Source organism: Martinezella sp. CNPSo 3957 (genome assembly GCF_057784395.1).
The window spans coordinates 395,616-416,760 of record NZ_JBXSOU010000001.1 but is presented as its reverse complement, the minus strand read 5'-3'; the positions used below and the strand labels follow the sequence as shown (position 1 = coordinate 416,760).

Below are 21,145 nucleotides of genomic sequence, written 5' to 3'. Positions count from 1 at the left end.
ATACGATGACGACAATACGCAAGCTCGGCAGGTTAACGCTCGAACCGCAGCTCTGTCGGCGTCCTGCCGCGATATCGTTTCATTGTTGTCGCCAAATGGCTTTGATCCGAAAATCCGGTCAGGTAGGCAATTTCCGCAATGGGGATTTCACCCTCGACGAGCATCCTTTCCGCGAAATCCAGCCGCAGGTTTATAAGGTAGCGGTGGGGCGGCATCCCGAATGTCTTGGCAAATCTTACGATGAAATGATTGGGTGAAATGCCCGCGACAGCTGCCAGTTCAGCGACGTGAACCTTTTCCGTAAAATGTTCACGGAGATACTCTTCAACGCGACGGGCGCTCTTGGCGGAGAGCCCGCCCCTTGGCGACGGAAGCTGTTTCATATTGCTTGCATAGTTGCGGATGAGATGGGTACTAAAGAGCGTAACCAATGAATCCAGAAAGAGTTCATTCGGAGTTGCTTTCCCGGTTAATTCGACAGAAATCCTCTGCGCAATATCGAGCGCTATCGGATCGACGGTTCCGAAAGCAGGTGGCCGGAGTTCTATGTCGGCGAGATCGAACTCCTGAAGTGCCAGTTCTGACAGAGTGTCGGGAGGAATGGCGACGACAAGATTCTTCCTGGTTTCGGACCAGGCGAGGCTGCTGTCCACGCCGGCGGGATTGATGATGAGACATCCAACGGGCGCATCATATTGAGTGATTCGGTCGCTACCGAGAGAGGCTCGCAGGCCGCGCATGGGAGCCAGTACGATCCCCATCGCATGCTCTTTGGCCAGAAACGTCTGCGATCCGGGCTTGCGTACGGAATTGATAACGCTCCCGCGGGCGGTCGTCCTTCTCGGTCCTGCATATTCAGGAATTATATCGAACACATATCGTTCGGCCCGTTCCCGGACCTCACCCGCATAGTTCATTCTTCATCGCCCCGCCCGAACGAAGTCCTGCAAATACTAACAGGCAGATCAGATCCCACGTTCATTTGAGATCTCATTTTCCCAACTCTGCCCGCCGCTTGCCGCCGCAAGTCAGCTTATAGCGCAAGATTAAATAGTATAAATCGCCAAGTTTGGAAGGGGAGATAGCCATATAGCTAAGAAATGGTATGGCATCAGACCATTTCATCCTACAGTTGAGATGAAATCTACCTCAAACCAGCTGAACGTGTAGTTAAATTTTAGGCCATATTTCCCTTAAAAGTAGGGAAAAGACTGCGATCTATGCGACCTTAGGTTTTTCCCCGGCCCTTTTCATATAGATCCCATGCAACGTCCACCATCGCCAGAAGCACGTCTTTTTGGTTCCATCCCGCCGCTGCTGCAGCCTGAACAATTTCACTGACAATAGGCTGCAATTGGCGTTGGCACTCGCTTGAGAGGTCCTCCGCACTTCCCTGAGGTGGCTCGCTAAATTTGAATTCTACCATTCTCACTCTCGCAGTCGTAATATATGTCAGCTATCACATTCCCAACGCAAAATAAATCTGAAAGGATGCTCGGGGATTTTCAAGAGCCCACGTGAAATCACACTATCGCTATGCTGTAAGCAAGGCAAAATTGATTGCAGTCATTAACTCTATATCATTGGTCAACTCCTCGACCGAGCCGTAATAGATACAAGAAAATCGGAAGTTATTCTGCGGTCCTAGACAAGGGACTTCAAAGCACCCCGGCAAATCTCTGATGCTCATCGACCGCCAGAAACAGCCATAAATAAGGCCACAGCATCGCCGTGCCGACGATTGATGCAAGTCGACGCGATCGGATGCGGGAAAGTCAACCAATCCGCGAACGTCTATCGCCGAGATCAAGCGCGCGCCCAACGCTATGCGTCCGATGGATTGAGGTGAACTGCGAATCGCTGGCAATCATGCCACGCTGCGACTGGCAAGATGCAAAGCAGCCGATCTCCGGATCATCAGCCAAGCCCTTGCCGACTGATGTTATCATCGGTAGCTGGCGGCGGCCCGGAAAGGCGATGGATGTGTCTCTACGGATCAAGCGAATTTACGAACCCGCGGACGACGGCGACGGCAAGCGTATCCTGGTCGACCGTCTATGGCCTCGCGGCATCAGCAAGAACTAGGCCGGCGGTGTCACGCCGCGTCAGGTGCAGCGCTCGATGGTAGCGATAACTGCCTCCGCCGTATTCAGGCGACCACAGGTGCCGGAATGTCCTTCGTCGACAGGAGCCGTGCCATGGCGCTCAAAAGATCCGTCTGCGATATCAGACCGAGAACGCGCCGGTCGGCATCGACGACGATGACCGCATGCGTTCGTCCGTCCGTCAGAACGGGCAACAACGACAAAGCGGGATCGGCAGCATCGGCAACAGCCGGTTTCGATAGGGCCTGCGCGATGGTGTCGAGGCCTGCCGAGAGCTCGCGCAACCCGATCGTACCGATCAGGCGGCGTTCGCGGTCCTTCACCGGTAACGTGCGAATATTGTGTTTCAGCAGAAGATGCCGTGCGTGCTCCGGCTCTGCGTCCTCGTCAATGGCGATGACATCGCGCGACATGATGTCGGCGCAGCTTATATCTCCATGCGATCGTACCGCTGCCTGCAATTCGACCTGCCGCAAAAGGCGGCTGAGGTCGGCGCGATCGATGTCGAAGGTCTCGTCCAGCACGCCGAGGGCGGCATCGACGTCTTCCTCGCGAAAGCCTACCCGCAAAGGCGGCGGCAGATCGCGCGTCTGATGGGTATTTTCGGTTGGTTTTGCGGCGACATGCGGATAGTTCCGCCTGGAGAGCTTGTGAAACACCAGGCCGAGGCCGACGAGTATGCAGGAATTCAAGGCAACCGGTACGAACGGAAACAGAAAGCCCCAGCCCGCAACGACCGGGCCGCCGAGAACGGCGGTCAGCGCCGCCGCGCCGCCCGGCGGATGCAGGCATCGCGTAAATGACATTGCCCCGATTGCAAGCGAGACGCCAATCCCGATCGCGATGATCGGATCGTGGATCAGATAGGCGGCAATGATGCCCATCATGGCCGAAATAGTATTGCCGCCGATGATCGACCACGGCTGGGCGAGCGGACTTGCCGGAACCGCGAAAAGCAGCACTGCGGATGCGCCCATCGGCGCGACGATGAGCGGAAGATGCGGCCCCTGCCCGAAGAGATAGCCGCTGATGACCCCGGTAAAGCCAATGCCGATCAGGGCGCCAAGGCAGGCGATCAGCCGTTCGCGCAAGGTGGCTCCGGCGAGGATCGGGGAAAATAGGCGGAACCGGCTGGAACCGGCCTTTTGGGGCTCTGAATGCTGCATGATGGAACCAGTTTAAGGAAGAATCTCTCGAGGATGAACGGCAGGACGCCGGCTAGTTCGGCAACGACGACACGCTCTTTCCCTTGGTAGCGCTGAGGACTTCATGAAACGCATCGAAGGAACTCGGGCGATCGGTTTTGCGAGAGATCAGAACCGTATCGACGATGGCGAGCTGATGCGTCGCCGAGGCCACCGGCCAATGCATGAGATTGAGAACCGACCTTGGCATGACGCCCGCTGCATTGCCGGTCGCTACGCTGGCCAGGATGGCATGATAGGAACCAAGTTCGGTCGTCGGCAAAGCGCTCGACCTGCGTGCCCAGCCCTCTGCAATCTTGCGATAAGTGCATCCGGGCTCCAAAGCGGCAATCGATCCGACCCGCAAATCGGCGGCGGATCGGATCGCAGGATGCCCGGATGGCAACAGCAGCAGCAGATCCTCGACGAATACCGGTTCGGCTTCGAGCTGCCTGAGTTCAGCCGCGAAATCTGGATCCTCATCCAGCATCGCTTTCGGCGGCCGGGCGATCAACGCGCAATCCAGAACATTGTGCAGAACATCTCGAGCAAGATCGCGGGAAGCGCCCAGCGCCAGCTGAAGCGACACATCCGGCCACATCTGATTGAACCTGCTGAGCGCCGCGGGCAGCCGGCTTGCAGCCGTGCTCTCCATCGTTCCCAAGCGCAAGGTGCCCGTTGGGCGCCGAGGCCTGACCGCCTGGCGCGCCTCAAGAGCAAGTGCCGAAAGGCGATTGGCATAGACGTGGAACGTCTCGCCCTCTTTCGTCAGCGTCATCTTCTTGCCGTCGCGGCTGAAGAGCAGGACGCCGAGGTCGTCCTCCAACTGCTGGATGCGCGTCGTCACGTTCGACGGCACGCGTCCTACGGCCTTCGCAGCCTTGGTCACACTGTGATCGCTTGCGACCGCCAGAAATATCTCGATCGATGAAAGGTCCAACGAAAAGATCTCGATTCAGGAATTAAGCTGCCTTATCATTCCCTATATAAAAATCATTCTCGCAGCTCAAGCATGTTGGCCTGCCCGGACCGGGAGCATTGGAACGCATGGCAAAATCGTCTCGGTTATGGCGGCGGCTTTTTCGACAGAACCCTCGCCGCTCTCGAGCGCAAGCCTTTGGTCATCGGCGTCGGCTTCGAATCGCAGGTGCTCGACACCATCCGTCCGCTCGCTCACGACATTCCGATGGATGTGATCGTCACGAAGGCGGGACCGCGCTATCGATGATCTCCGCTGCGCAATAACCGGTTCGCTCGGCATATGTCAGACCGATCCGCGCAGCAGCCTCATTCAACATCCAGATCAAAGAAATGCTGGGTCGCAAGGGCGGCAGCCCCCCGCGCCCACGAACCTGGCACCCAGTCAGGAAGTATTTCCGGCGTATTCAAGAAGACATATTTCGCCATCGAACGCCGTATCGGCTCGAGAATCGCTTCACCGAACTGCATGGCTTCGCCGCCGGCAATGAGAACCTCGGGATCGAACAGGTTCACCAGATCGGCCAGATGGCGCCCGATCAGCTCGCCCGCTTCCGCCATGACCTGGAGAGCCGCCGGATCGCCGCCATCGATCGCCGCTGCGAATTCGTCGCGATTGGCCTTTGCGCCTCTGTGCCGGCCCCAGTCCTCAATCATCGCAGCCTCGGCTGTGTGAGCCTGGAGGCAACCCCGTCTCCCGCATTCGCAAAGTCGGCCGCCCGGAACCGTAATGACGTGACCGAGCTTTCCTGCCAAGCCGTGGCTTCCGTGATAGATCTCCCCTCCCATAACCAGCGAAGACCCGACACCGGTACCAACGGCGATCGTTGCAAAATTGCTGTAGTTGCGGCCCGCACCGAAGAGCCGCTGCGCGACGGTGAAGGCGCTGATGTCGTCGTCGATCCAGACCGGGACATGGACCCGTTCACGCAGCAATTCGGGAAAGGCAAGATTGCGCCAGCCAAAGCGCGGGCTCTGGACGCAGATGCCGTTGACCGCATCCACCTCGCCGGGAATGGAAACGCCAACCCCCATGACCGGAGACCCGGTGCGGCCGGCATCGGCAAGAAGCTTCGGGATTGCCGCCACAATCGCCTCGACCATCGTGTCCGGCAGCGTGTCCGGCACGGGCATCTCGAATGAAGCGATCGGCGTTGTGGCGAGGTCGGTGAGGACACAGTCGATGCTGTCGTGGCGGAGCTTGAAGCCAACAGCCAGGTGTCCATCATAATTGATATCGACGGGCACGGGCCGTCGTCCCGTCGCGCCGGTCTGCGCTTTTCCCTCGACGACGAGCCCTTCCTCGACCAGTTCCGTGACGACGAAAGTCACCGCCGCCGGGCTGAGGCCCGTCACCGTGGCGATTTCGGCACGCGGCATCGCTCCACGGCTTCGCAGCAGGTTAAGAATGAGCCGCCGGTTGAGGGCTCGGGAGGTACCAGGGTTGCCGCGCACGATGATCCTTAAATTAATTTTGTAAATTAACTATTGTCGCTTCTCGGAAGATACGGTATGCAATAGCACATGGCAATGGAGGAATGTCTGCTTGTATCAGCACAAGCGGAATTGCCGGTTTATTGCGTAATTTCTGAAGGTTAGCGGCTGCCCATATCTATGGGCGGGCCTGGATTTGATGTGCCTAGGGAGGAAATAGATGGCATCGAAGAACGAACTTTCACTCGTCAATGCAATCAAGGCGTCTCGGCGCCAGTTCATGATCGGCACCGGGGTGGCCTTGGCGACCACGGCGCTTTATCGCCCGGCAATTGCCAATGGCGGCGAAGTGACGATCATTTCGGATATCGGCAATGCCGGACAGCGGGCCGTCCTTGACCGCATCGCGGCTGATTTTACCAAGAAGACCGGGACGAAAGTCACCATCAACAATATGGATCACGAGGCCCACAAGACGGCCATCCGTAGCTATCTCGTCGTCGGCGCTCCCGATGTCTGCTTCTGGTTTTCCGGCAATCGCATGAAGGCTTTCGTCGATCGCGGACTGTTCGACGACATTTCCGACCTCTTTGCCAAGGAGGGCTACAGCGACAAGCTCGGTGCCACGATGACGGCAGTTACCGTCAACGGCAAGCAGTACGGTCTGCCGCTTGGCGGCATTCTCTGGGGTCTTTTTTATCGCAAGGACGTCTTTGCTGAGAAGGGCTGGACAGCGCCGAAGAACTGGGACGATTTCCTGAAATTCGGCGAAGCGGCGAAGTCCGCCGGCATGACACCGATCAGCATGGGCACGAAGGAACTCTGGCCGACCGGAGGCTGGTTCGACCACATGAACCTGCGCATCAACGGTCTGGACAAGCACCTCGCCCTGATGGAGGGCAAGATCCCCTATACCGACCCGATGCTGAAGCCGGTCTTCGACAAATGGGAAGAGCTCATCAAGGCCAATTTCTTCTCCGCAAGCGCCCCGTCATTCGGCTGGGAACAGGCGGGCGCGGCTCTCGCGCAGAAGAAGGCCGCGATGATGGACCTCGGAGGCTTCATCAAATCCGCCTTCCCGGCAAGCGACGAAGGCCAGATCGCTTTCGCTCCCTTCCCGGAAATCGTCCCCGGCGTCGAACGTTATGAGGATTTCTCGGTCAACTCCGTGCATATTCCGGCCAAGGCGAAGAACCGCCAAGGTGCACGCGATTTTCTCGCCTATTTCTATCAGCCTGACAATCTCGGCGCCTTCCTCGAAGCCGAAGGCACCATTCCGCCACGCAACGATTGCCCGCCGAGCAAGGACCCCTTGGTCAACATCGCCGTGGAATCGCTCAAGAGCGTGAAGGGAACGTCGCAATATTACGACCGCGACACCGATCCGGACATGGCGCAGGACGGCGTCAAGGGCTTCCAGGAATTCATGGTCAAGCCCGAGCGGCGCGACCAGATTCTGGCAAGGCTCGAAAAGACCCGCACGCGCATTTTCAAATAGTCCTCCCGGACCAAGGCTTGGCGGGGTGTCGGCTTTATGCGCTGCCCCGCCGCGCCGCCTTGAAAAGCCCGCACCTTCCGAAGTGCCTTGAATTATCGAACCAAGAAGTCTGAGCCATGTGGAAAAAACACAGGAACTGGCTAACGCCCGTCCTCTTCATTGTGCCGGGATGCATCCTGTTCGGAACGATCATCATCGCTTCGTCGGTGGAATCAGTCTGGATTTCGTTCTTCGATTGGGATGGCGTCGGGCAGAAGAGCTGGGTGGGATTGGCAAACTATTCCGAACTTTTTGCCGATCAGCAATTCTACGTCTCGCTGAAGAACAACATCATCTGGCTCGTCATGTTCATGGCGGCACCACCGCTCGGACTGGCGCTCGCGCTGCTCGTCAACCAGCAGATCGCCGGCATGCGGATCCTGAAGTCGCTTTTCTTCATTCCGCTGGTGCTCGCCACAGTCACGGTCGGCGTCGTGTTCGGCTGGGTCTATGATCCGAATTACGGGCTTCTTGCCCTCATCTTCGGTCTTTTCGGCGCGACAGCGCCTGCCCTGCTTGCCGACGAACATTTCGTCACCTTCGCCGTGGTCGCCGCCGCGCTCTGGCCGCAGATCGCCTTTTGCATGGTGCTCTTTCTTGCGGGCCTCAACAATTTGAGCTCCGATATCATCGGGGCCGGACGCGTCGACGGCGCCCGCGGCTGGAACATGCTCTGGCACGTCGTGCTGCCGCAATTGCGCCAGGTGGGTTTCATTGCCCTTGCCGTAACGGTCGTCGGCGCATTGCGATCCTTCGACATGATCGCGGTGATGACATCGGGCGGGCCCTTCGGCTCATCGGAAGTGCTGGCCTATCAGATGTACGAGCAGTCGATCTTTTCCTATCGCTTCGGCTATGGCGCTGCCATCGCCACTGTCCTCTTTGCAATCATGATCGTTTTCATCACCTGGTATCTGCGCGTCATGGTGCGCATGGAACGGGAGACTCGCTGATGTATCCTCGCCCAATCCCTGAAGAAAAGCCCGCGCTTCGCGGCCTTTATGCCGGCTTCGTCGGCCTGATCCTTATACTTTGGCTGCTGCCGCTCGTCGCCGTCATGCTGACGGCGGCCAAGACGGCCGATGAGATCATGGCAGGCAAATACTGGACATGGCCCGAGCATTTCAATCTCGTCGAGAATTTCCAGGCGGTTTTCCAGCAGACCAACATGTGGGGCTATTTCATCAACAGCCTCATCATCACCCTGCCTTCGGTGCTGCTGGTCCTCGTATTCTCGACACTGACCGGCTATGTGCTCGCACGCTATAATTTTCGCGGCAATGCCCTGCTCTTCTCGCTCTTCGTCGGCGGCAACTTCCTACCTGCGCAGATCATGATGATCCCGGTGCGCGATCTCATGGTTTCGGTCGGCCTATACGACACCTATTTCGCGCTGATCATCTTCCATGTCGCCTTCCAGACCGGTTTTGCGACCCTGTTCATGCGCAATTTCATCGCGGCCCTGCCGGACGAATTGTTCCAGGCAGCGCGCGCAGAAGGCGCCTCCCCCTGGCAGACGATGCACCATGTCGTCATACCGCTGATGCGGCCTGCCCTTGCCGCGCTTGCGATCCTGATCTTCACCTTCGTCTGGAACGACTATTTCTGGGCGATCGTGCTGACGCAAAGCGATGTCGTCAAACCAGTGACAGCGGGCCTCAACAACCTCAGGGGCGAATGGACATCCGCCTGGAATATCGTGGCAGCGGCAACTCTGTTCGTCGCCGTTCCACCGGTCCTGATGTTCTTCCTGATGCAAAAGCATTTCATCGCGGGCCTGACCATGGGCGCCGTCAAGGGCTGACATGCCCCGCACCGCGCGAACAGATTTGGAGTATCACTCATGAGCCATGTACAGCTGATCGATATCGACAAACATTATGGCGGCTATCATGCCCTGCGTTCGGTCAATCTTTCCGTCGACAAGGGCGAGTTCATCGTCATGGTCGGCCCATCAGGCTGCGGCAAATCCACCACGCTGAAGACGATTGCCGGGCTTGAAAGTATCAGTTCGGGCGAGATCTGGATCAACGGCCGCAACGTCACGCGCGAGGAGCCAGGCGATCGCGGCATTGCCATGGTCTTCCAGTCCTACGCGCTTTATCCGCATATGACGGTTGCCGAGAACATGGGCTTCGGCCTGAAGATGGCGAAGCGGCCGCAGGTCGAAATCGACGCTGCCGTCAAGCGGGCCGCTGATATCCTCAGAATATCGGACCAACTCGACAAGCGTCCGAAGCAGCTTTCGGGCGGCCAGCGCCAGCGCGTCGCCATCGGCCGCGCCATCACCCGCGCGCCGGAAGTCTTCCTCTTCGACGAACCGCTCTCCAATCTCGACGCCGCGCTGCGCACGCAAATGCGCGTCGAGCTTTCGACGCTGCACCAGCAGCTCGGCTCAACGATGATCTATGTGACGCACGATCAGGTCGAGGCGATGACCATGGCGAGCCGCATCATCGTGTTCAACAAGGGTATCATCGAACAGGAAGGCGCGCCGCTTAGTCTCTATCACAATCCGGCAAACCAATTCGTCGCCGGCTTCCTCGGCGCGCCGCGGATCAACTTCGTCAACGCAAAGCTCGTTTCGCTTCGCGACGGCATCGCTGAAGTCGCGCTCGAAGGCGGCGGCACGACGGTCCGCGTTCCGGTGGGCGATGTCGGCGATCTTAAGGCTGAGTCCCACCTCACCCTGGGCATCCGGCCGGAATCGCTGAAGATTGGCCCCTCCACCGACGATGTCGCCATCTCCTTGGACGGCAAGGTCCGGCTGGTCGAACAGCTCGGTCGCGAGACCATCCTCTACGTCGATGCGGGTCCGCTTGCCACGATCGGCTCGGAAAGCGGCACGCGCAATTTCACCGTTCAGCTCGGCAACGCGACCGCGTTTTCGGCCGGCGAGCAGATCAAATTGTCCGCCTCGACATCCTCCCTCTACCTCTTCGGTCCCGATGGCAGAACCCTCAGCCGGCCGAAACCCATCATTGCCTCTCTGTAAAGAAAGCTTGTGACCTCATGAAAGTTTTGGAAAGAAAGCCGCTCTCTGTCTGGCGGACGCTCAATCTCGACGGCTTCATGGTCGGTGTGCCGCATTACCCCGAACATGTCGACGAGAGCTATTGGGACCGCGATGCCGAACGTATGGCGGCTGCCGGTTTCAATACCGTTCGCATGGCGGAATTCGCCTGGCATATCATGGAGCCGCATGAGGATCACTTCGATTTCTCGCTCTTCGACAAGGCGATTGCCGTCTTGGCCAAGCACGGCATCAAGACCATCCTCTGCACCCCGACGGCAACACCACCCCGCTGGCTGACGGCAAAATATCCGGAAGTCCTGCGCGTCGATGCAAACGGCAGAGAGGCAAGCCATGGATCGCGCCAACATTGCGATACGACGAGCCCGGTGCTGCGCCGGCACAGCCAACGGATTACCCGCGCGATGGCCGAGCATTATCGCGACAATCCGGATGTCATCGGCTGGCAGACGGACAACGAGCTCAATACGACGACCTCCGAAAGCTATTCGCCATCGGCGCTCATCGAGTTCCAGAAGTTCTGCCGCGCGAAGTATGGCACGATCGAAGCCCTGAACTTTGCCTGGGGCGGCGATTTCTGGGCAACGGCCTACCAGACCTTCGACCAGATCGTCTTCCCGCAGCCGATGAACCCGTCCTTCTCCAGCCCCGGACATGTGCAGGACTATCATCGCTTCCTCGCCTTCGCGACAGCCCTCTTCCAGCACGATCAGGTGGACATCCTGCGGGCGACCAATCCCGCATGGTTCATCTTCCATAATCTCGGCGGCCTCGTGGACATCGATTTCCGCGGCCAGTTCGGCCAGGATCTCGATTTCATCGGCTTCGACATCTATCCGTTCCTCTATGACGAGATGCGCCGTGGCGGCGGGCATGCGATCACGCAGGCCTTCCATCTAGACCAATGCCGCGCCTATTCCGGCAATTTCATCGTTCCGGAACAGGCGTCCGGCCTTGGCAGCCAGCCGGGCTTCTCCTCCTCCGTGCCGGAGCCCGGCGAGATGCGCCGCATGGCGATGACTTCGGTGTCGCGCGGCGCTGACGGCCTGATGTTCTTCCGCTGGCGGCCGGCGCATTTCGGCGCGGAGATCTACTGGAACGGCATTATCGACCACGATGACGTTCCGCGCCGTCGCTACGAGGAAGCCAAACAGTTCGCATCCGATATCCGCAAGATCGAGGACAAGCTGCTCGGCACCACGGTTCGTATGGATGTTGCGATCGCCGGCGCGGATTTCGACAATCAGGAGGCCTACAAGACCTATGCGATCGGCCTGCCAAGCCCGATGCAGGATGCAGCCCATCTGCACCGCGCATGCTATCAGGCCGGCATTGCCTGCGGTTTCATCCATCCGGAAGATGATCTCTCGCGCATCAAAGCACTCTATGTTCCCCATTGGGTCATGTGGAAGGAAGAGTGGTCGGCGGCGGTGGAGAGGTTTGTCGCTGACGGCGGCACGCTCATCTTGTCGGCAATGACGGGCACCCGCGATGACAACAACCACATCATCCGCACCCAGGCGCCGGGCACCGCACTTTCCAAGCTTTCCGGTGTCAGCGTCTACGAATTCGGACCCGTCTCCGCTCCGGGGGCGGATGGGTTGTTCAGCGGTTTCCGCGAGGGCGGTATCGGCAGCCATCAGCCGTCCCCGCGTCCGCCGGCATCCTCGGCCTCGCGCAAATATGCCTATACGATCGGCAATCGTCAGCTCGAAGCCGGACACCTTTACGAGAAGCTGGAAACGACCGCCGATACCGAGATCGTCGGCCGCTGGTCCGACCGCTTCCTGGAAGGCACGCCGATGCTGACGCGCCGCCGGCATGGCAACGGGCAAGTCTATTATCTCGGTACCTACCTCACCCCGCCACTTGCAGAGGTCATCGGGGAGATTCTCGTCAGTAACGGCGTTGCCGCACCGCTGGTAGAGAACCTGCCTGCCGGGGTCGAAGTGTCCCTGCGCGAGGGCAACGGCAGGAAGCTGCTGTTCGTGCTCAATACGGAACATGAAACGAAAGTCGTCGATCTGCCTGCAGGGGTCGATCTGCTGACCGGCGAAACGATATCGGGACGAAGCGAACTTCAAGGCTACGGCGTGCTTGTGATCGAGCAATTCGCCTGACGCGATCCTTAAAGCCCGGCGCCGAGGGTGAAGCCTCGGCGCAGCGGCTCGGCCTCGATCAGCCTGCCTCGTCACCGTTTGCCAACGGCACGAACAATCCAAGCTTGACGTCGCGCAGCACCACATTCGTATGCATTCGCCGGATCTGCGGATTTTCCGCCATGATTACGGCGGCGATATCGTCATAATGCTCGACATCCCGCGCAGTGACGATCGCGATGAGATCGACAGCGCCCGTGACATAATAGACTTGCTGGATATGGTCCTGCTTTTCCGCCCAAAGGCGGAATTTCGCAAGCGCATCGTAATTGTCCCGCTCGATCTCCATGCCGACGATGAACACCATCGGCGTCCCGGTCGCCTTGCGATCGACAACAGCAATTTCCGCCTTGATGATACCATCTTCGCGCAGCCGTTTCAGGCGCCGTTGCACCGCTGACGTCGAAAGCCCGACCTCCTCGGCGATCGCTTCGGCCGTGAGCTGGCAATTGCGCTGGACGATATCGAGAATATCGCGATCAAAACGATCCGGACTTTCCATTTCCCCACTCCTTTAGGCGCGATGAAGTCAGGCGGCGACATCTCTATTCCATCATAAAAGATGCACAAGAAATACATTTTTGCTTTTTTTATGCAAATTGATCGGAAATTGCGCGCAAATTCCGCCGCTCTTCGCGATATTCTCCGCAAATTGTTTTTCATCGGAATTATATATGACAGAGCTGCCCTCCCAGGCTCTTTGTGTGGAAGATCTCCACAAGAGCTTTGGGTCACATCAGGTTCTCAAGGGCGTCTCAGCGACCGCCAAACAAGGGGACGTGATTTCCATCATCGGCTCGTCCGGCTCCGGGAAAAGCACGTTCCTGCGGTGCATAAACCTGCTTGAGATGCCCGATCGCGGCCGCATCGTCGTCAACGGCGAGGAAGTGGCCTTGAAGCGCGGGCGCCATGGACTGATGCAGCCGAAAAGCTGGCGTCAGATCGAACGCATGCGCAGCGGATTGGGCATGGTATTCCAGAGCTTCAATCTCTGGGCGCACATGACCGTCCTGGAAAATATCATCGAGGCGCCGGTGCATGTCCTTAGCGTTCCTCGCCGCGAGGCGATCGAGAAGGCAGAGGCTCTTCTCAATAAAGTCGGGCTTTACGACAAGCGCGATACCTATCCGGCCTTCCTGTCCGGTGGACAGCAGCAAAGAGCCGCGATTGCCCGCGCGCTTTGCATCGATCCGGCCGTGATGCTCTTCGACGAGCCGACATCGGCGCTCGATCCCGAACTGGTCGGCGAAGTCCTCAAGGTCATCCGCGACCTTGCCGAGGAGGGACGAACCATGCTGCTGGTCACCCACGAGATGCGCTTTGCCCGAGACGTCTCGAACCATGTTCTCTTCCTGCATCAGGGACGGATCGAGGAGGAAGGGCCGCCCCGGCAGATCTTCGACGCCCCGATCAGCACCCGCTGCCGGGAATTTACCGGCATGCTGACGACCTGATCCACATCCAATTCGCAGACAACACCATTAGGAGAATCTTTTATATGAGACTGATTTCCACATTATTCGCCGGACTGGCCTTCGCGCTTTCCTCCATGACGGCGCAGGCCGAGGTTCGTTTCGGCATCATGAACGAATCCTACCCGCCATTCTTCGCCAAGGATGCCGCCGGCAAATGGCAGGGCTGGGAGATCGACTTGATGGACGCCGTTTGCGAGCAGATGAAAGAGAAATGCTCGATCGTCGAGCTTTCCTGGGACGGCCTCATCCCTGCGCTTCAGAGCAAGAAGTTCGACGTGATCTGGTCGTCGATGTCGAATACCGCCGAACGCTCGAAGATCATCGATTTCACCGACAAATACTATAATACGCCCAGCACGCTGATCGGCCCGAAGGATCAGAAGACGGGGGCGACGGCAGATGACGTCAAGGGCAAGACCATCGGCATCCAGGTGTCGACCATCCAGTCGGAATATTACAAGAAGTACTTCGCCAAGGTCGCGGATGAGAAGACCTACCAGACGCTCGACGAGGCGTTTCAGGATCTCGCTGCAGGCCGCATCGACTATGTCTTCGGCGATTCCCTTGCGCTTGACGCCTTCCTGAAGAGCGATAGCGGCAAGGATTGCTGCGCCAAGATGGGTGACGTCGCCGACGACAAGGAGGTCCTCGGAGCCGGCGTTTCCGGCGGCCTTCGCAAGGAAGACACCGAGCTGAAGGCAAAGCTCAATGCTGCAATCGCCGCGGTGCGCGCAAGCGGCAAATACGACGAAATCACCAAGAAGTATTTCAGTTTCGATATCTACGGCGCCAAGTAAACGATCGCGACGATGGCGACCTCCTCACAAGGCATTCTGGACCTGCTCTCCCCCTATCCTCCCGGATGGGGTGGAGTGCTCTTGACCGGGGCTGCCTCCACGGTCGCCATCTCCGCCGGCGCTTTTCTGATAGGCCTCTTGCTCGGCACGGGCGGAGCATTGGGCAAGCTTTCAGGCATAAGGCCGCTCCGGCTACTGCTCGAACTCTACACGACCACCGTCCGCGCCGTTCCCGAGCTGATCCTGATCGTCGGGCTGTATTATGCGGGCATGGATGGCCTCAATCGGCTCCTCGCCGCGCTCAATCTGCCGGCCTTCGAGCTGAACGGCTTCGCAGTCGCGGTCGCCGTGCTCGGTTTCGTGCAGGGCGCCTATATGACGGAAGTGCTGCGTGGTGCGATCCTGGCGATCCCCGTCGGACAGATCGAGGCGGCGAAGGCATTCGGCATGGGGCCGCAGCTGCGCTTCCGCCGCATCATCCTGCCCGCCTTGCTGCCCAATGCCCTGCCCGGCCTTGCCAATCTCTGGATGTCCGTCACCAAGGATAGCGCTCTCGTCGCAGTCGTCGGCTACCAGGAACTGGCTCTCGCCACGCGTCTCGCCGGTGCGAGTACCAAGCACTATTTCATCTTTTTCCTGGCCTCCGCCCTCATCTATCTCGCCCTCACACTCGTTTCCAATGCCCTGTTCAACCTGTTGGAGCGGCGTGTGCGGCGCGGCCAACCGAAGCTGGCCTGAGGAGTGTTGGCATGACCTTCTCATGGATATCCGCCTATTGGCCGCTTCTGTTGACGGGAGCCGTGCAGACGCTGTCGCTGCTTGCGATTTCCGTCGTCTTCGGCTTCATCATCGCCATCGGCCTTGCCTTCGCTCAGGTCAGCGGCGGCCCCATCCTGCGCGCCCTTGCCCGGGGCTACTGCACCTTCTTCCGCGGCACGCCACTGCTGATACAACTCTGGCTGCTTTACTATGGTGTCGGCTCGCTTCTGCCTGTCATCCCGGGTATTCGTCAAAGCCTGTTCTGGCCCATCCTGCGTGAAGGCTTCTTCTTCGCGGCCGTCAGCTTCACGCTGAACTATGCGGCCTATGAGGCAGAGGTTTTGCGCGGCGCGTTGCTTGCCGTTCCGAAAGGCGAATTGGAAGCCGGCCGCGCATTCGGCATGCGGCCCCTAACGCTGACCCGGCGCATCTGGCTGCCGCGCGCCATCCGCATCGCATTGCCGACGATCGGCGGCGAAATCGTCATGCAGCTGAAGGCCACTCCGCTCGCCTTCACCGTCACCGTGATGGACCTTTACGCCGTTGCCACCAAAGTTCGCCAGGACACACTTCTGGTCTACGAACCGCTTGTTGTCGTCACCGTCTTCTATCTCATCATCACAGCCATCATCGCGCGAAGCTTCCGTTTCCTGGAAGCGCAGGTGCCGGTGCGGCGCTAACCCACGGCACGAAGGAGAGATCGAACCTCTCCGCAGATCCGAGCCATTCTGGAGATCCCATTCATGAGCAAACCCTTGATCCTCGACGGCGGCATGAGCCGCGAACTGCTGCGTCTCGGCGCGGAACTGAAGCAGCCGGAATGGTCGGCGCTCGCGCTCGTCGATTCGCCGGAGATTGTCCGGCAGGTGCATGACGAATTCATCGCAGCCGGCTCGGACGTTGTGACCACCAACAGCTACGCGCTCGTACCCTTCCACATTGGCGAAGAGCGGTTCTGGAAGGAAGGGGCCGATCTCATCGCGCTTTCCGGACAGCTGGCTCGCGACGCCGCCAATGCCTGCAAGGATCGAAAAATCTTGGTCGCCGGCTCCCTGCCGCCCATCTTCGGCTCTTACGAGCCGCAGAATTTCGATCCGTCACGCGTTCAGGACTATCTCAAGGTTCTGGTCGAAAACCTCGATCCTTATGTCGATGTCTGGCTCGGGGAAACCCTCAGCCTGATCGCGGAGGGAGAGGCGGTTCGGGCCGCGGTTGCCGAAACCGGCAAGCCGTATTGGATCTCCTTCACACTGGCCGATGATGCCGCGCAAAGAAATGGAGCCTCGCCCAAGCTCCGCTCCGGCGAAGCCGTCGAGGATGCGGCTCGCTGGGCAGCAGCATCCGGTGCCGACGCGCTTCTTTTCAACTGCAGCAAACCGGAGGTCATGCGAGAGGCCGTCGATGTCGCAGCGGAGGTTTTCAAGCAGAGCGGCCACAATCTGCAGATCGGCGTCTATGCCAATGCCTTCGAAGGCGAACAAGGTGAGTTGGCCGCCAATGAAGGCCTTCACGCGACCCGGCAAGATCTGAGCGACGACGCCTATTCGCGCTTCGCCTGTTCATGGGTCGATGCCGGCGCAACGATGGTAGGCGGTTGCTGCGGGATTGGCGCGGGGCATATTCATCGGCTGAAGAAGGCCCTCCTTACCCAGGGCGTGTAGCAAAAGCCGAACATTGATCCGCAAGGCGATCGCTGGCCAAAGGACCGAGATAGGTCTTTTAATCATGCGCCGCTGCTACGGCCTGCGAAGCCGGGCTTTGAGTCCGGCTTTGCAGAAGTTCGCCGCGCTCCTCCAGAACGGGATAGGCGGCAGCGGCGACCAGATGGGAATTGATCTGTTTGAGATCGCGCAGCAAATCAAGGTGAAGAGAACTGGTCTCGACGGTCTCGATCCCGCCTTGCCGCAGGCGTTGGAAGTGAGCCTCCGTACCCTCACGCTCCGCCTTGCGAAAGATAACCTTCTCCTCCGCCAGCATGCGAGCGGTGCTCTCGTTCTGGGTCATGAGCAAGGCCGCCGTCGTGCGCAGGTTCGTCTGCAATCGATCGAACAGCCGCGCCAATTCAAGCTGGCCCTCCTTCGAGAAGTTCAGACCCCGGCGCAGACGTTTGGCCAGATGCGGCAAGAGGTTCTGATCGAGAACGTCGCCGGCGTGTTCCATATTCATCGAGAACAGCAGGATCTCGTTCAGGCGTCGTCTGTCGGCCTCGCCGAGTTCATCGGGATCGATCGAGGTGAGATAGGTCTTTACGGCCGCATTCAGACTGTCGAGGATATTGTCCAGCGACCGCAATCGCGTCAGCGCCTTTCGATCCGTATCCGATAGGGCAGCCTTGGCGCCGGCGAGCATTTCGGAGAGGACATCGACCAATCTCAATGCCTCTCGTGCTGCCGCACCAAGCGCGACGACGGGTGTCTCCTTGGCAGCTGGATCGAGATACCGGGGACGCGTCGGATCGGTCTCGTCAATCTTCCGCGGCAGCAATTTGGTCAGGAGATCAGCATAGGGCCGCAATAGCGGCATGAACACCATGGCCAAAACGACATTGAAGGCGGTATGAAAATTGGCGACGGCGCGGGCGCTATCGCTATCCACCAGCGCCGACAAGCGCGTGACCGGTTCCAAGAAGCCGATCAGCGCGATCACGCCGACAATGCGTGTCATCATATTGCCTATGGGCAGGCGTTTCACCGATAGATCGGTCCCCGATTGCCCTTCGATGAGCGGATTGATCGCGGTTCCGAGATTGGCGCCGAGAACGAGCGCAAAAGCCTGGTCGACATCGACAAGGCCCTTGCTCGCGAGAGACATGATGAGCAGCACGACGGCCACGCTGGAATGGGCGGCCCATGTCAGAATAGCGGCAAGGAGCATGCTCAGCACCGGCGTCGCGGCAATCGCATCGAGGACATAAGCCAGCGCCGTCGACCCCTCATACTGCGTCATCAGGTCGAGAAGCTGATGCAGCGCCAGAAGCATGAAGCCAAGCCCGATCATGACCCGGCCAAGATCGTGCACACGTGAGTTCCCGGTTCGGCGGAACATCAGCACGCCGATCAGGATCAGCGCCGGCGAAGCCGCTGCGACATTGAAAGACAACACCTGGACGATCAGGGTCGTGCCGACATTGGCTCCCAGCATGACGGCAAGCGCCGGCACGAGATCCACCAGGCCGCCGGCCGCAAAGCCGGAAGCCATCAGGCCGGTTGCCGTGCTGCTCTGCAGGATGGCAGTGACGCCGATCCCGGCAAAAAACGCCTTGGTGCGATTGCTAAGCGCACGGCCCAGAAAAGATCGTAGATCAGGGCCGAAGGCGCGCTGAATGCCGGTCTGGACCATGCGCGTGCCCCAGAGCAGAAGGGCGATGTGGCCGGCCAAAGCAACGAGGCCGAGGATAAGCGCCATAATGGTCCTCCATAAGCCAGCCACCTCTCCCGAGAGACAAGCGCCGGGAATCAAGATTGCAGATGGCAAACTTTCATTAGCCGACTATGTTCTTTGTCTTTGTACATTTTGCAAGGGCGGATTGTCATAAAACTGTTATTATAATATTTTTACATTTAAAATCAGCGAGATACACTGACATAGATACGATTGCCTCACTATGACGAATAAGCGCCTTACCGGAAAAGATCGGTCCAAAAACGACGGTTTCTATCCACGACAACACAACCTCGCCTTTTCCCTTTAATCCAGGGTATATCTGACCAATGTAACATACAGCCATCTCAGCCTGCGCCGGATCCCGTCCGCCGGCTGCGGCGATAGCTTGGCGAGGAATTCGAGATGGCGCATTTTGTCTGCATCACATGCGGTACGCAGTTCGGCGAGAGCAACGCACTGCCGCGAGCCTGCCCGATCTGCGAGGATGAGCGTCAATTCGTACCCCAATCGGGCCAGGAATGGACTGATGTGCCGAGCCTCGGCCAGACACATAGCGTGATCTGGAACAAGGAAGCGGAAGGTATTCATAGCCTGCAGATTTCGCCCTATTTCGGCATCGGCCAGCGTGCATTTTTGATCGAAGGGCCGGACGGCAACATTCTTTGGGATTGCCTCAGCCTCATCGACGAGGCCAGCAAGACGCGGATTGCCGCCATGGGCGGCCTGAGCGCAATCGCGATCTCCCATCCGCATTTCTATACGTCGATGGTCGAGTGGAGTGCCGCTTGCGGCGGCGCACCGATCCATATCCATGCCGACGATAGCGAATGGGTACAAAGGCCGGATGCCGCCTTGCACCCATGGAGAGTCGCGACGCTTTCGATCGGTTCGGCGACCATGATCCGATGCGGCGGCCATTTCGACAGCAGTTGCGTGCTCCATTGCCCCTGGCTCGAAGACGGGCGCGGCGCCCTCTTCGTCGGCGACACGATGCAGGTGACCATGGACCGTAAATTCGTGAGCTTCATGCGCAGCTACCCGAACCTCGTTCCGCTCGGCTCCAAGGCGGTAACGAGGATATTGGAAGCGGTTCGGCCCTATCGTTTCGAAGCGATTTATGGCGCATTTCCCGGCCGAACGGTCGAGAGCGGCGGCAACCAGGTGGTGGAGCGTTCGGCGCAGAGGTATATCAAGGCGATCGCAGGTTGAGAATTTTGCAACTGATTCTCCGCCTCAGGCATAGGCCCATTCGCACATGAAACAGAAAACACCAATACGGCAAACACCGGACGCCGAGCTTGCCGTTGCAATTGCCTTAGGAGCCATTGGTTGCACTCCGATTGCTGTTAGACGCTTCACAACCGGCGCACGGCACTATGTCTTCGATCTTCAGTTCGCTGACCGGCTTCCAGCCGTCGTGCGCATCGGCGATCCATCGGCTCGGGCCGAAATGGCCGGTGCGGTTCATCTTTCGGGATTATTGCGACCCAGAGGCGTGCCGCTTCCGGCCATTATAGCCGAAGATATTGACGCAGAGTTTCCCTGGCTTCTGCTAGAACGCTTTCCCGGCATGGATCTGGGTTCGGTCATCTTAAACCTCTCGGAAGAGAAGCTGGATGCGATTGCCTTACAGGTGGCGCGTGCTCAGGCCATCACAGCAAGAACCAAGTCAGCGGGACGCTACGGATATGCCGCACAAGCGGAACAAGCGCCGCACGGCGCGTGGTCGCAAGTGTTGCTTGCCAATCTTGCGCGTTCGCGAGGGCGGATCGGAGCTGCCGGATTGTTTGACACCGGGCTGGTTGACGCAATCGAACACGAGGTCGCTTCCAGACCCGGAGAGCTCGACAAGATCGAAGCCACACCTTTCCTTCACGACACTACGACGAAGAACGTGATTGTGACACCAGAGGGCGCGTTTAGCGGCATCGTCGATGTCGATGATCTTTGCTTTGGCGATCCACGTTATCCCGCCGCTTTAACATTGGCTGCTCTGATGGCCTATGGTGGCCCCGTGAGCTATGTCTTTGCGTGGCTCCGGCATGCCGGGCAAACCGATGACCGGCTTTTTCGTCTCTATACGAGCGTCCTTCTACTGGACCTAATGGCCGAGCACGGCCACATTTTCAATGGCAACGAGACTCCGTTAGCGCCTGTAGTTCGAGCGAGGATGCAGCACGCACTTGAATTCAATCTCAACTTGGTGCGGTCATGAGCGCTGCATAGATCAGGTTTCGCTGCTCTCTGATGACCAATCTGCGATATCCACCCTCGTTTCCAGACTAATCGGCCGCGCCCA

Annotated in this window: 19 protein-coding genes and 2 pseudogenes; 14 read left to right on the top strand and 7 right to left on the bottom strand. The window is 58.8% G+C overall.

Annotation, left to right across the window (positions count from 1 at the left end; translation table 11 throughout):
• Positions 1-32: 32 nt before the first annotated feature.
• Together AC13QE_RS01965 and AC13QE_RS01960 are read right to left on the bottom strand one after the other, a co-directional pair.
• Positions 33-917: a helix-turn-helix domain-containing protein gene (locus AC13QE_RS01965; RefSeq protein WP_488482347.1), complete on the bottom strand. Its 885-nt coding sequence runs from the start codon at positions 915-917 to the stop codon at positions 33-35.
• Positions 918-1,228: 311 nt separating this feature from the next.
• Positions 1,229-1,426, bottom strand: a complete 198-nt coding sequence (locus tag AC13QE_RS01960) for a hypothetical protein (RefSeq protein ID WP_488482346.1) — start codon at positions 1,424-1,426, stop codon at positions 1,229-1,231.
• Positions 1,427-1,977: 551 nt separating this feature from the next.
• Between AC13QE_RS01960 and AC13QE_RS01955 the strand changes: the two are divergent.
• Positions 1,978-2,079 (top strand): annotated as a pseudogene (locus AC13QE_RS01955) (DUF488 family protein, N3 subclade); the annotation flags it as partial.
• 70 nt (positions 2,080-2,149) lie between these two features.
• Here the strand turns inward: AC13QE_RS01955 and AC13QE_RS01950 are convergent.
• Together AC13QE_RS01950 and AC13QE_RS01945 are read right to left on the bottom strand one after the other, a co-directional pair.
• Positions 2,150-3,271 (bottom strand): HPP family protein, encoded by a 1,122-nt coding sequence (locus AC13QE_RS01950; RefSeq protein ID WP_488482345.1) that lies wholly within the window; start codon positions 3,269-3,271, stop codon positions 2,150-2,152.
• A 52-nt stretch (positions 3,272-3,323) separates the two neighbouring features.
• Positions 3,324-4,229: a LysR substrate-binding domain-containing protein gene (locus tag AC13QE_RS01945; protein WP_488482344.1), complete on the bottom strand. Its 906-nt coding sequence runs from the start codon at positions 4,227-4,229 to the stop codon at positions 3,324-3,326.
• 117 nt (positions 4,230-4,346) lie between these two features.
• Here AC13QE_RS01945 and AC13QE_RS01940 point away from each other — a divergent pair.
• A pseudogene (locus AC13QE_RS01940) lies at positions 4,347-4,517 on the top strand (5-formyltetrahydrofolate cyclo-ligase); the annotation flags it as partial.
• 59 nt (positions 4,518-4,576) lie between these two features.
• On the opposite strand, the gene AC13QE_RS01935 reads toward AC13QE_RS01940, so the two are convergent.
• Positions 4,577-5,722, bottom strand: a complete 1,146-nt coding sequence (locus tag AC13QE_RS01935) for an ROK family transcriptional regulator (RefSeq protein ID WP_488482343.1) — start codon at positions 5,720-5,722, stop codon at positions 4,577-4,579.
• A 199-nt stretch (positions 5,723-5,921) separates the two neighbouring features.
• On the opposite strand from AC13QE_RS01935, the gene AC13QE_RS01930 reads away from it, so the two are divergent.
• From AC13QE_RS01930 to AC13QE_RS01910, 5 genes are all read left to right on the top strand, one after another.
• Positions 5,922-7,199: an ABC transporter substrate-binding protein gene (locus AC13QE_RS01930; RefSeq protein ID WP_488482342.1), complete on the top strand. Its 1,278-nt coding sequence runs from the start codon at positions 5,922-5,924 to the stop codon at positions 7,197-7,199.
• Positions 7,200-7,315: 116 nt separating this feature from the next.
• Complete coding sequence (locus AC13QE_RS01925) at positions 7,316-8,191, top strand: carbohydrate ABC transporter permease (RefSeq protein WP_132721344.1); 876 nt, start codon at positions 7,316-7,318, stop codon at positions 8,189-8,191.
• Positions 8,191-9,042, top strand: coding sequence for a carbohydrate ABC transporter permease (locus tag AC13QE_RS01920; protein WP_488482341.1), 852 nt, complete (start codon positions 8,191-8,193; stop codon positions 9,040-9,042). The genes AC13QE_RS01925 and AC13QE_RS01920 overlap by 1 nt, the downstream gene beginning before the upstream one ends.
• 39 nt (positions 9,043-9,081) lie before the next feature.
• Positions 9,082-10,233 carry an ABC transporter ATP-binding protein gene (locus tag AC13QE_RS01915; protein WP_488482340.1) on the top strand — a complete coding sequence of 384 codons (1,152 nt, stop codon included), beginning with the start codon at positions 9,082-9,084 and terminating at the stop codon, positions 10,231-10,233.
• 17 nt (positions 10,234-10,250) lie between these two features.
• The gene (locus AC13QE_RS01910; RefSeq protein ID WP_488482339.1) at positions 10,251-12,392 is read left to right on the top strand and encodes a beta-galactosidase; all 2,142 of its coding nucleotides are present in this window, start codon (positions 10,251-10,253) and stop codon (positions 12,390-12,392) included.
• A 58-nt stretch (positions 12,393-12,450) separates the two neighbouring features.
• Here the strand turns inward: AC13QE_RS01910 and AC13QE_RS01905 are convergent, their stop codons facing one another.
• Positions 12,451-12,933 (bottom strand): Lrp/AsnC family transcriptional regulator, encoded by a 483-nt coding sequence (locus tag AC13QE_RS01905; protein ID WP_015342384.1) that lies wholly within the window; start codon positions 12,931-12,933, stop codon positions 12,451-12,453.
• Between the two features lie 172 nt (positions 12,934-13,105).
• Between AC13QE_RS01905 and AC13QE_RS01900 the strand changes: the two genes are divergently transcribed.
• The 5 genes from AC13QE_RS01900 to AC13QE_RS01880 all read left to right on the top strand — a co-directional run bounded on the left by AC13QE_RS01900 (position 13,106) and on the right by AC13QE_RS01880 (position 17,123).
• Entirely contained in the window at positions 13,106-13,885 is a 780-nt protein-coding gene (locus tag AC13QE_RS01900) for an ABC transporter ATP-binding protein (RefSeq protein WP_488482338.1), read from the top strand.
• A gap of 44 nt (positions 13,886-13,929) precedes the next feature.
• Positions 13,930-14,703, top strand: a complete 774-nt coding sequence (locus tag AC13QE_RS01895; protein WP_488482337.1) for a transporter substrate-binding domain-containing protein — start codon at positions 13,930-13,932, stop codon at positions 14,701-14,703.
• A gap of 12 nt (positions 14,704-14,715) precedes the next feature.
• Positions 14,716-15,441 carry an ABC transporter permease gene (locus AC13QE_RS01890; protein WP_488482336.1) on the top strand — a complete coding sequence of 242 codons (726 nt, stop codon included), beginning with the start codon at positions 14,716-14,718 and terminating at the stop codon, positions 15,439-15,441.
• A gap of 11 nt (positions 15,442-15,452) precedes the next feature.
• Positions 15,453-16,142: an ABC transporter permease gene (locus tag AC13QE_RS01885; protein ID WP_488482335.1), complete on the top strand. Its 690-nt coding sequence runs from the start codon at positions 15,453-15,455 to the stop codon at positions 16,140-16,142.
• A 63-nt stretch (positions 16,143-16,205) separates the two neighbouring features.
• On the top strand, positions 16,206-17,123 hold the full coding sequence (locus AC13QE_RS01880) for a homocysteine S-methyltransferase family protein (protein ID WP_488482334.1): 918 nt from the start codon (positions 16,206-16,208) through the stop codon (positions 17,121-17,123).
• Between the two features lie 58 nt (positions 17,124-17,181).
• On the opposite strand, the gene AC13QE_RS01875 is transcribed toward AC13QE_RS01880, so the two are convergent.
• Positions 17,182-18,867, bottom strand: a complete 1,686-nt coding sequence (locus AC13QE_RS01875; protein WP_488482333.1) for a Na/Pi cotransporter family protein — start codon at positions 18,865-18,867, stop codon at positions 17,182-17,184.
• Between the two features lie 381 nt (positions 18,868-19,248).
• On the opposite strand from AC13QE_RS01875, the gene AC13QE_RS01870 reads away from it, so the two are divergent.
• Positions 19,249-20,055, top strand: coding sequence for an MBL fold metallo-hydrolase (locus tag AC13QE_RS01870; RefSeq protein WP_488482332.1), 807 nt, complete (start codon positions 19,249-19,251; stop codon positions 20,053-20,055).
• A gap of 46 nt (positions 20,056-20,101) precedes the next feature.
• The gene (locus AC13QE_RS01865; RefSeq protein ID WP_488482331.1) at positions 20,102-21,061 is read left to right on the top strand and encodes a phosphotransferase family protein; all 960 of its coding nucleotides are present in this window, start codon (positions 20,102-20,104) and stop codon (positions 21,059-21,061) included.
• Positions 21,062-21,145 lie beyond the last annotated feature (84 nt).

Coding starts and splice junctions, on each gene's coding strand:
- AC13QE_RS01965 (WP_488482347.1), bottom strand. CDS start 917: ATGAACTATGCGGGTGAGGTCCGGGAACGGGCCGAACGATATGTGTTC.
- AC13QE_RS01960 (WP_488482346.1), bottom strand. CDS start 1,426: ATGGTAGAATTCAAATTTAGCGAGCCACCTCAGGGAAGTGCGGAGGAC.
- AC13QE_RS01950 (WP_488482345.1), bottom strand. CDS start 3,271: ATGCAGCATTCAGAGCCCCAAAAGGCCGGTTCCAGCCGGTTCCGCCTA.
- AC13QE_RS01930 (WP_488482342.1), top strand. CDS start 5,922: ATGGCATCGAAGAACGAACTTTCACTCGTCAATGCAATCAAGGCGTCT.
- AC13QE_RS01925 (WP_132721344.1), top strand. CDS start 7,316: ATGTGGAAAAAACACAGGAACTGGCTAACGCCCGTCCTCTTCATTGTG.
- AC13QE_RS01920 (WP_488482341.1), top strand. CDS start 8,191: ATGTATCCTCGCCCAATCCCTGAAGAAAAGCCCGCGCTTCGCGGCCTT.
- AC13QE_RS01915 (WP_488482340.1), top strand. CDS start 9,082: ATGAGCCATGTACAGCTGATCGATATCGACAAACATTATGGCGGCTAT.
- AC13QE_RS01910 (WP_488482339.1), top strand. CDS start 10,251: ATGAAAGTTTTGGAAAGAAAGCCGCTCTCTGTCTGGCGGACGCTCAAT.
- AC13QE_RS01905 (WP_015342384.1), bottom strand. CDS start 12,933: ATGGAAAGTCCGGATCGTTTTGATCGCGATATTCTCGATATCGTCCAG.
- AC13QE_RS01900 (WP_488482338.1), top strand. CDS start 13,106: ATGACAGAGCTGCCCTCCCAGGCTCTTTGTGTGGAAGATCTCCACAAG.
- AC13QE_RS01895 (WP_488482337.1), top strand. CDS start 13,930: ATGAGACTGATTTCCACATTATTCGCCGGACTGGCCTTCGCGCTTTCC.
- AC13QE_RS01890 (WP_488482336.1), top strand. CDS start 14,716: ATGGCGACCTCCTCACAAGGCATTCTGGACCTGCTCTCCCCCTATCCT.
- AC13QE_RS01885 (WP_488482335.1), top strand. CDS start 15,453: ATGACCTTCTCATGGATATCCGCCTATTGGCCGCTTCTGTTGACGGGA.
- AC13QE_RS01880 (WP_488482334.1), top strand. CDS start 16,206: ATGAGCAAACCCTTGATCCTCGACGGCGGCATGAGCCGCGAACTGCTG.
- AC13QE_RS01875 (WP_488482333.1), bottom strand. CDS start 18,867: ATGGCGCTTATCCTCGGCCTCGTTGCTTTGGCCGGCCACATCGCCCTT.
- AC13QE_RS01870 (WP_488482332.1), top strand. CDS start 19,249: ATGGCGCATTTTGTCTGCATCACATGCGGTACGCAGTTCGGCGAGAGC.
- AC13QE_RS01865 (WP_488482331.1), top strand. CDS start 20,102: ATGAAACAGAAAACACCAATACGGCAAACACCGGACGCCGAGCTTGCC.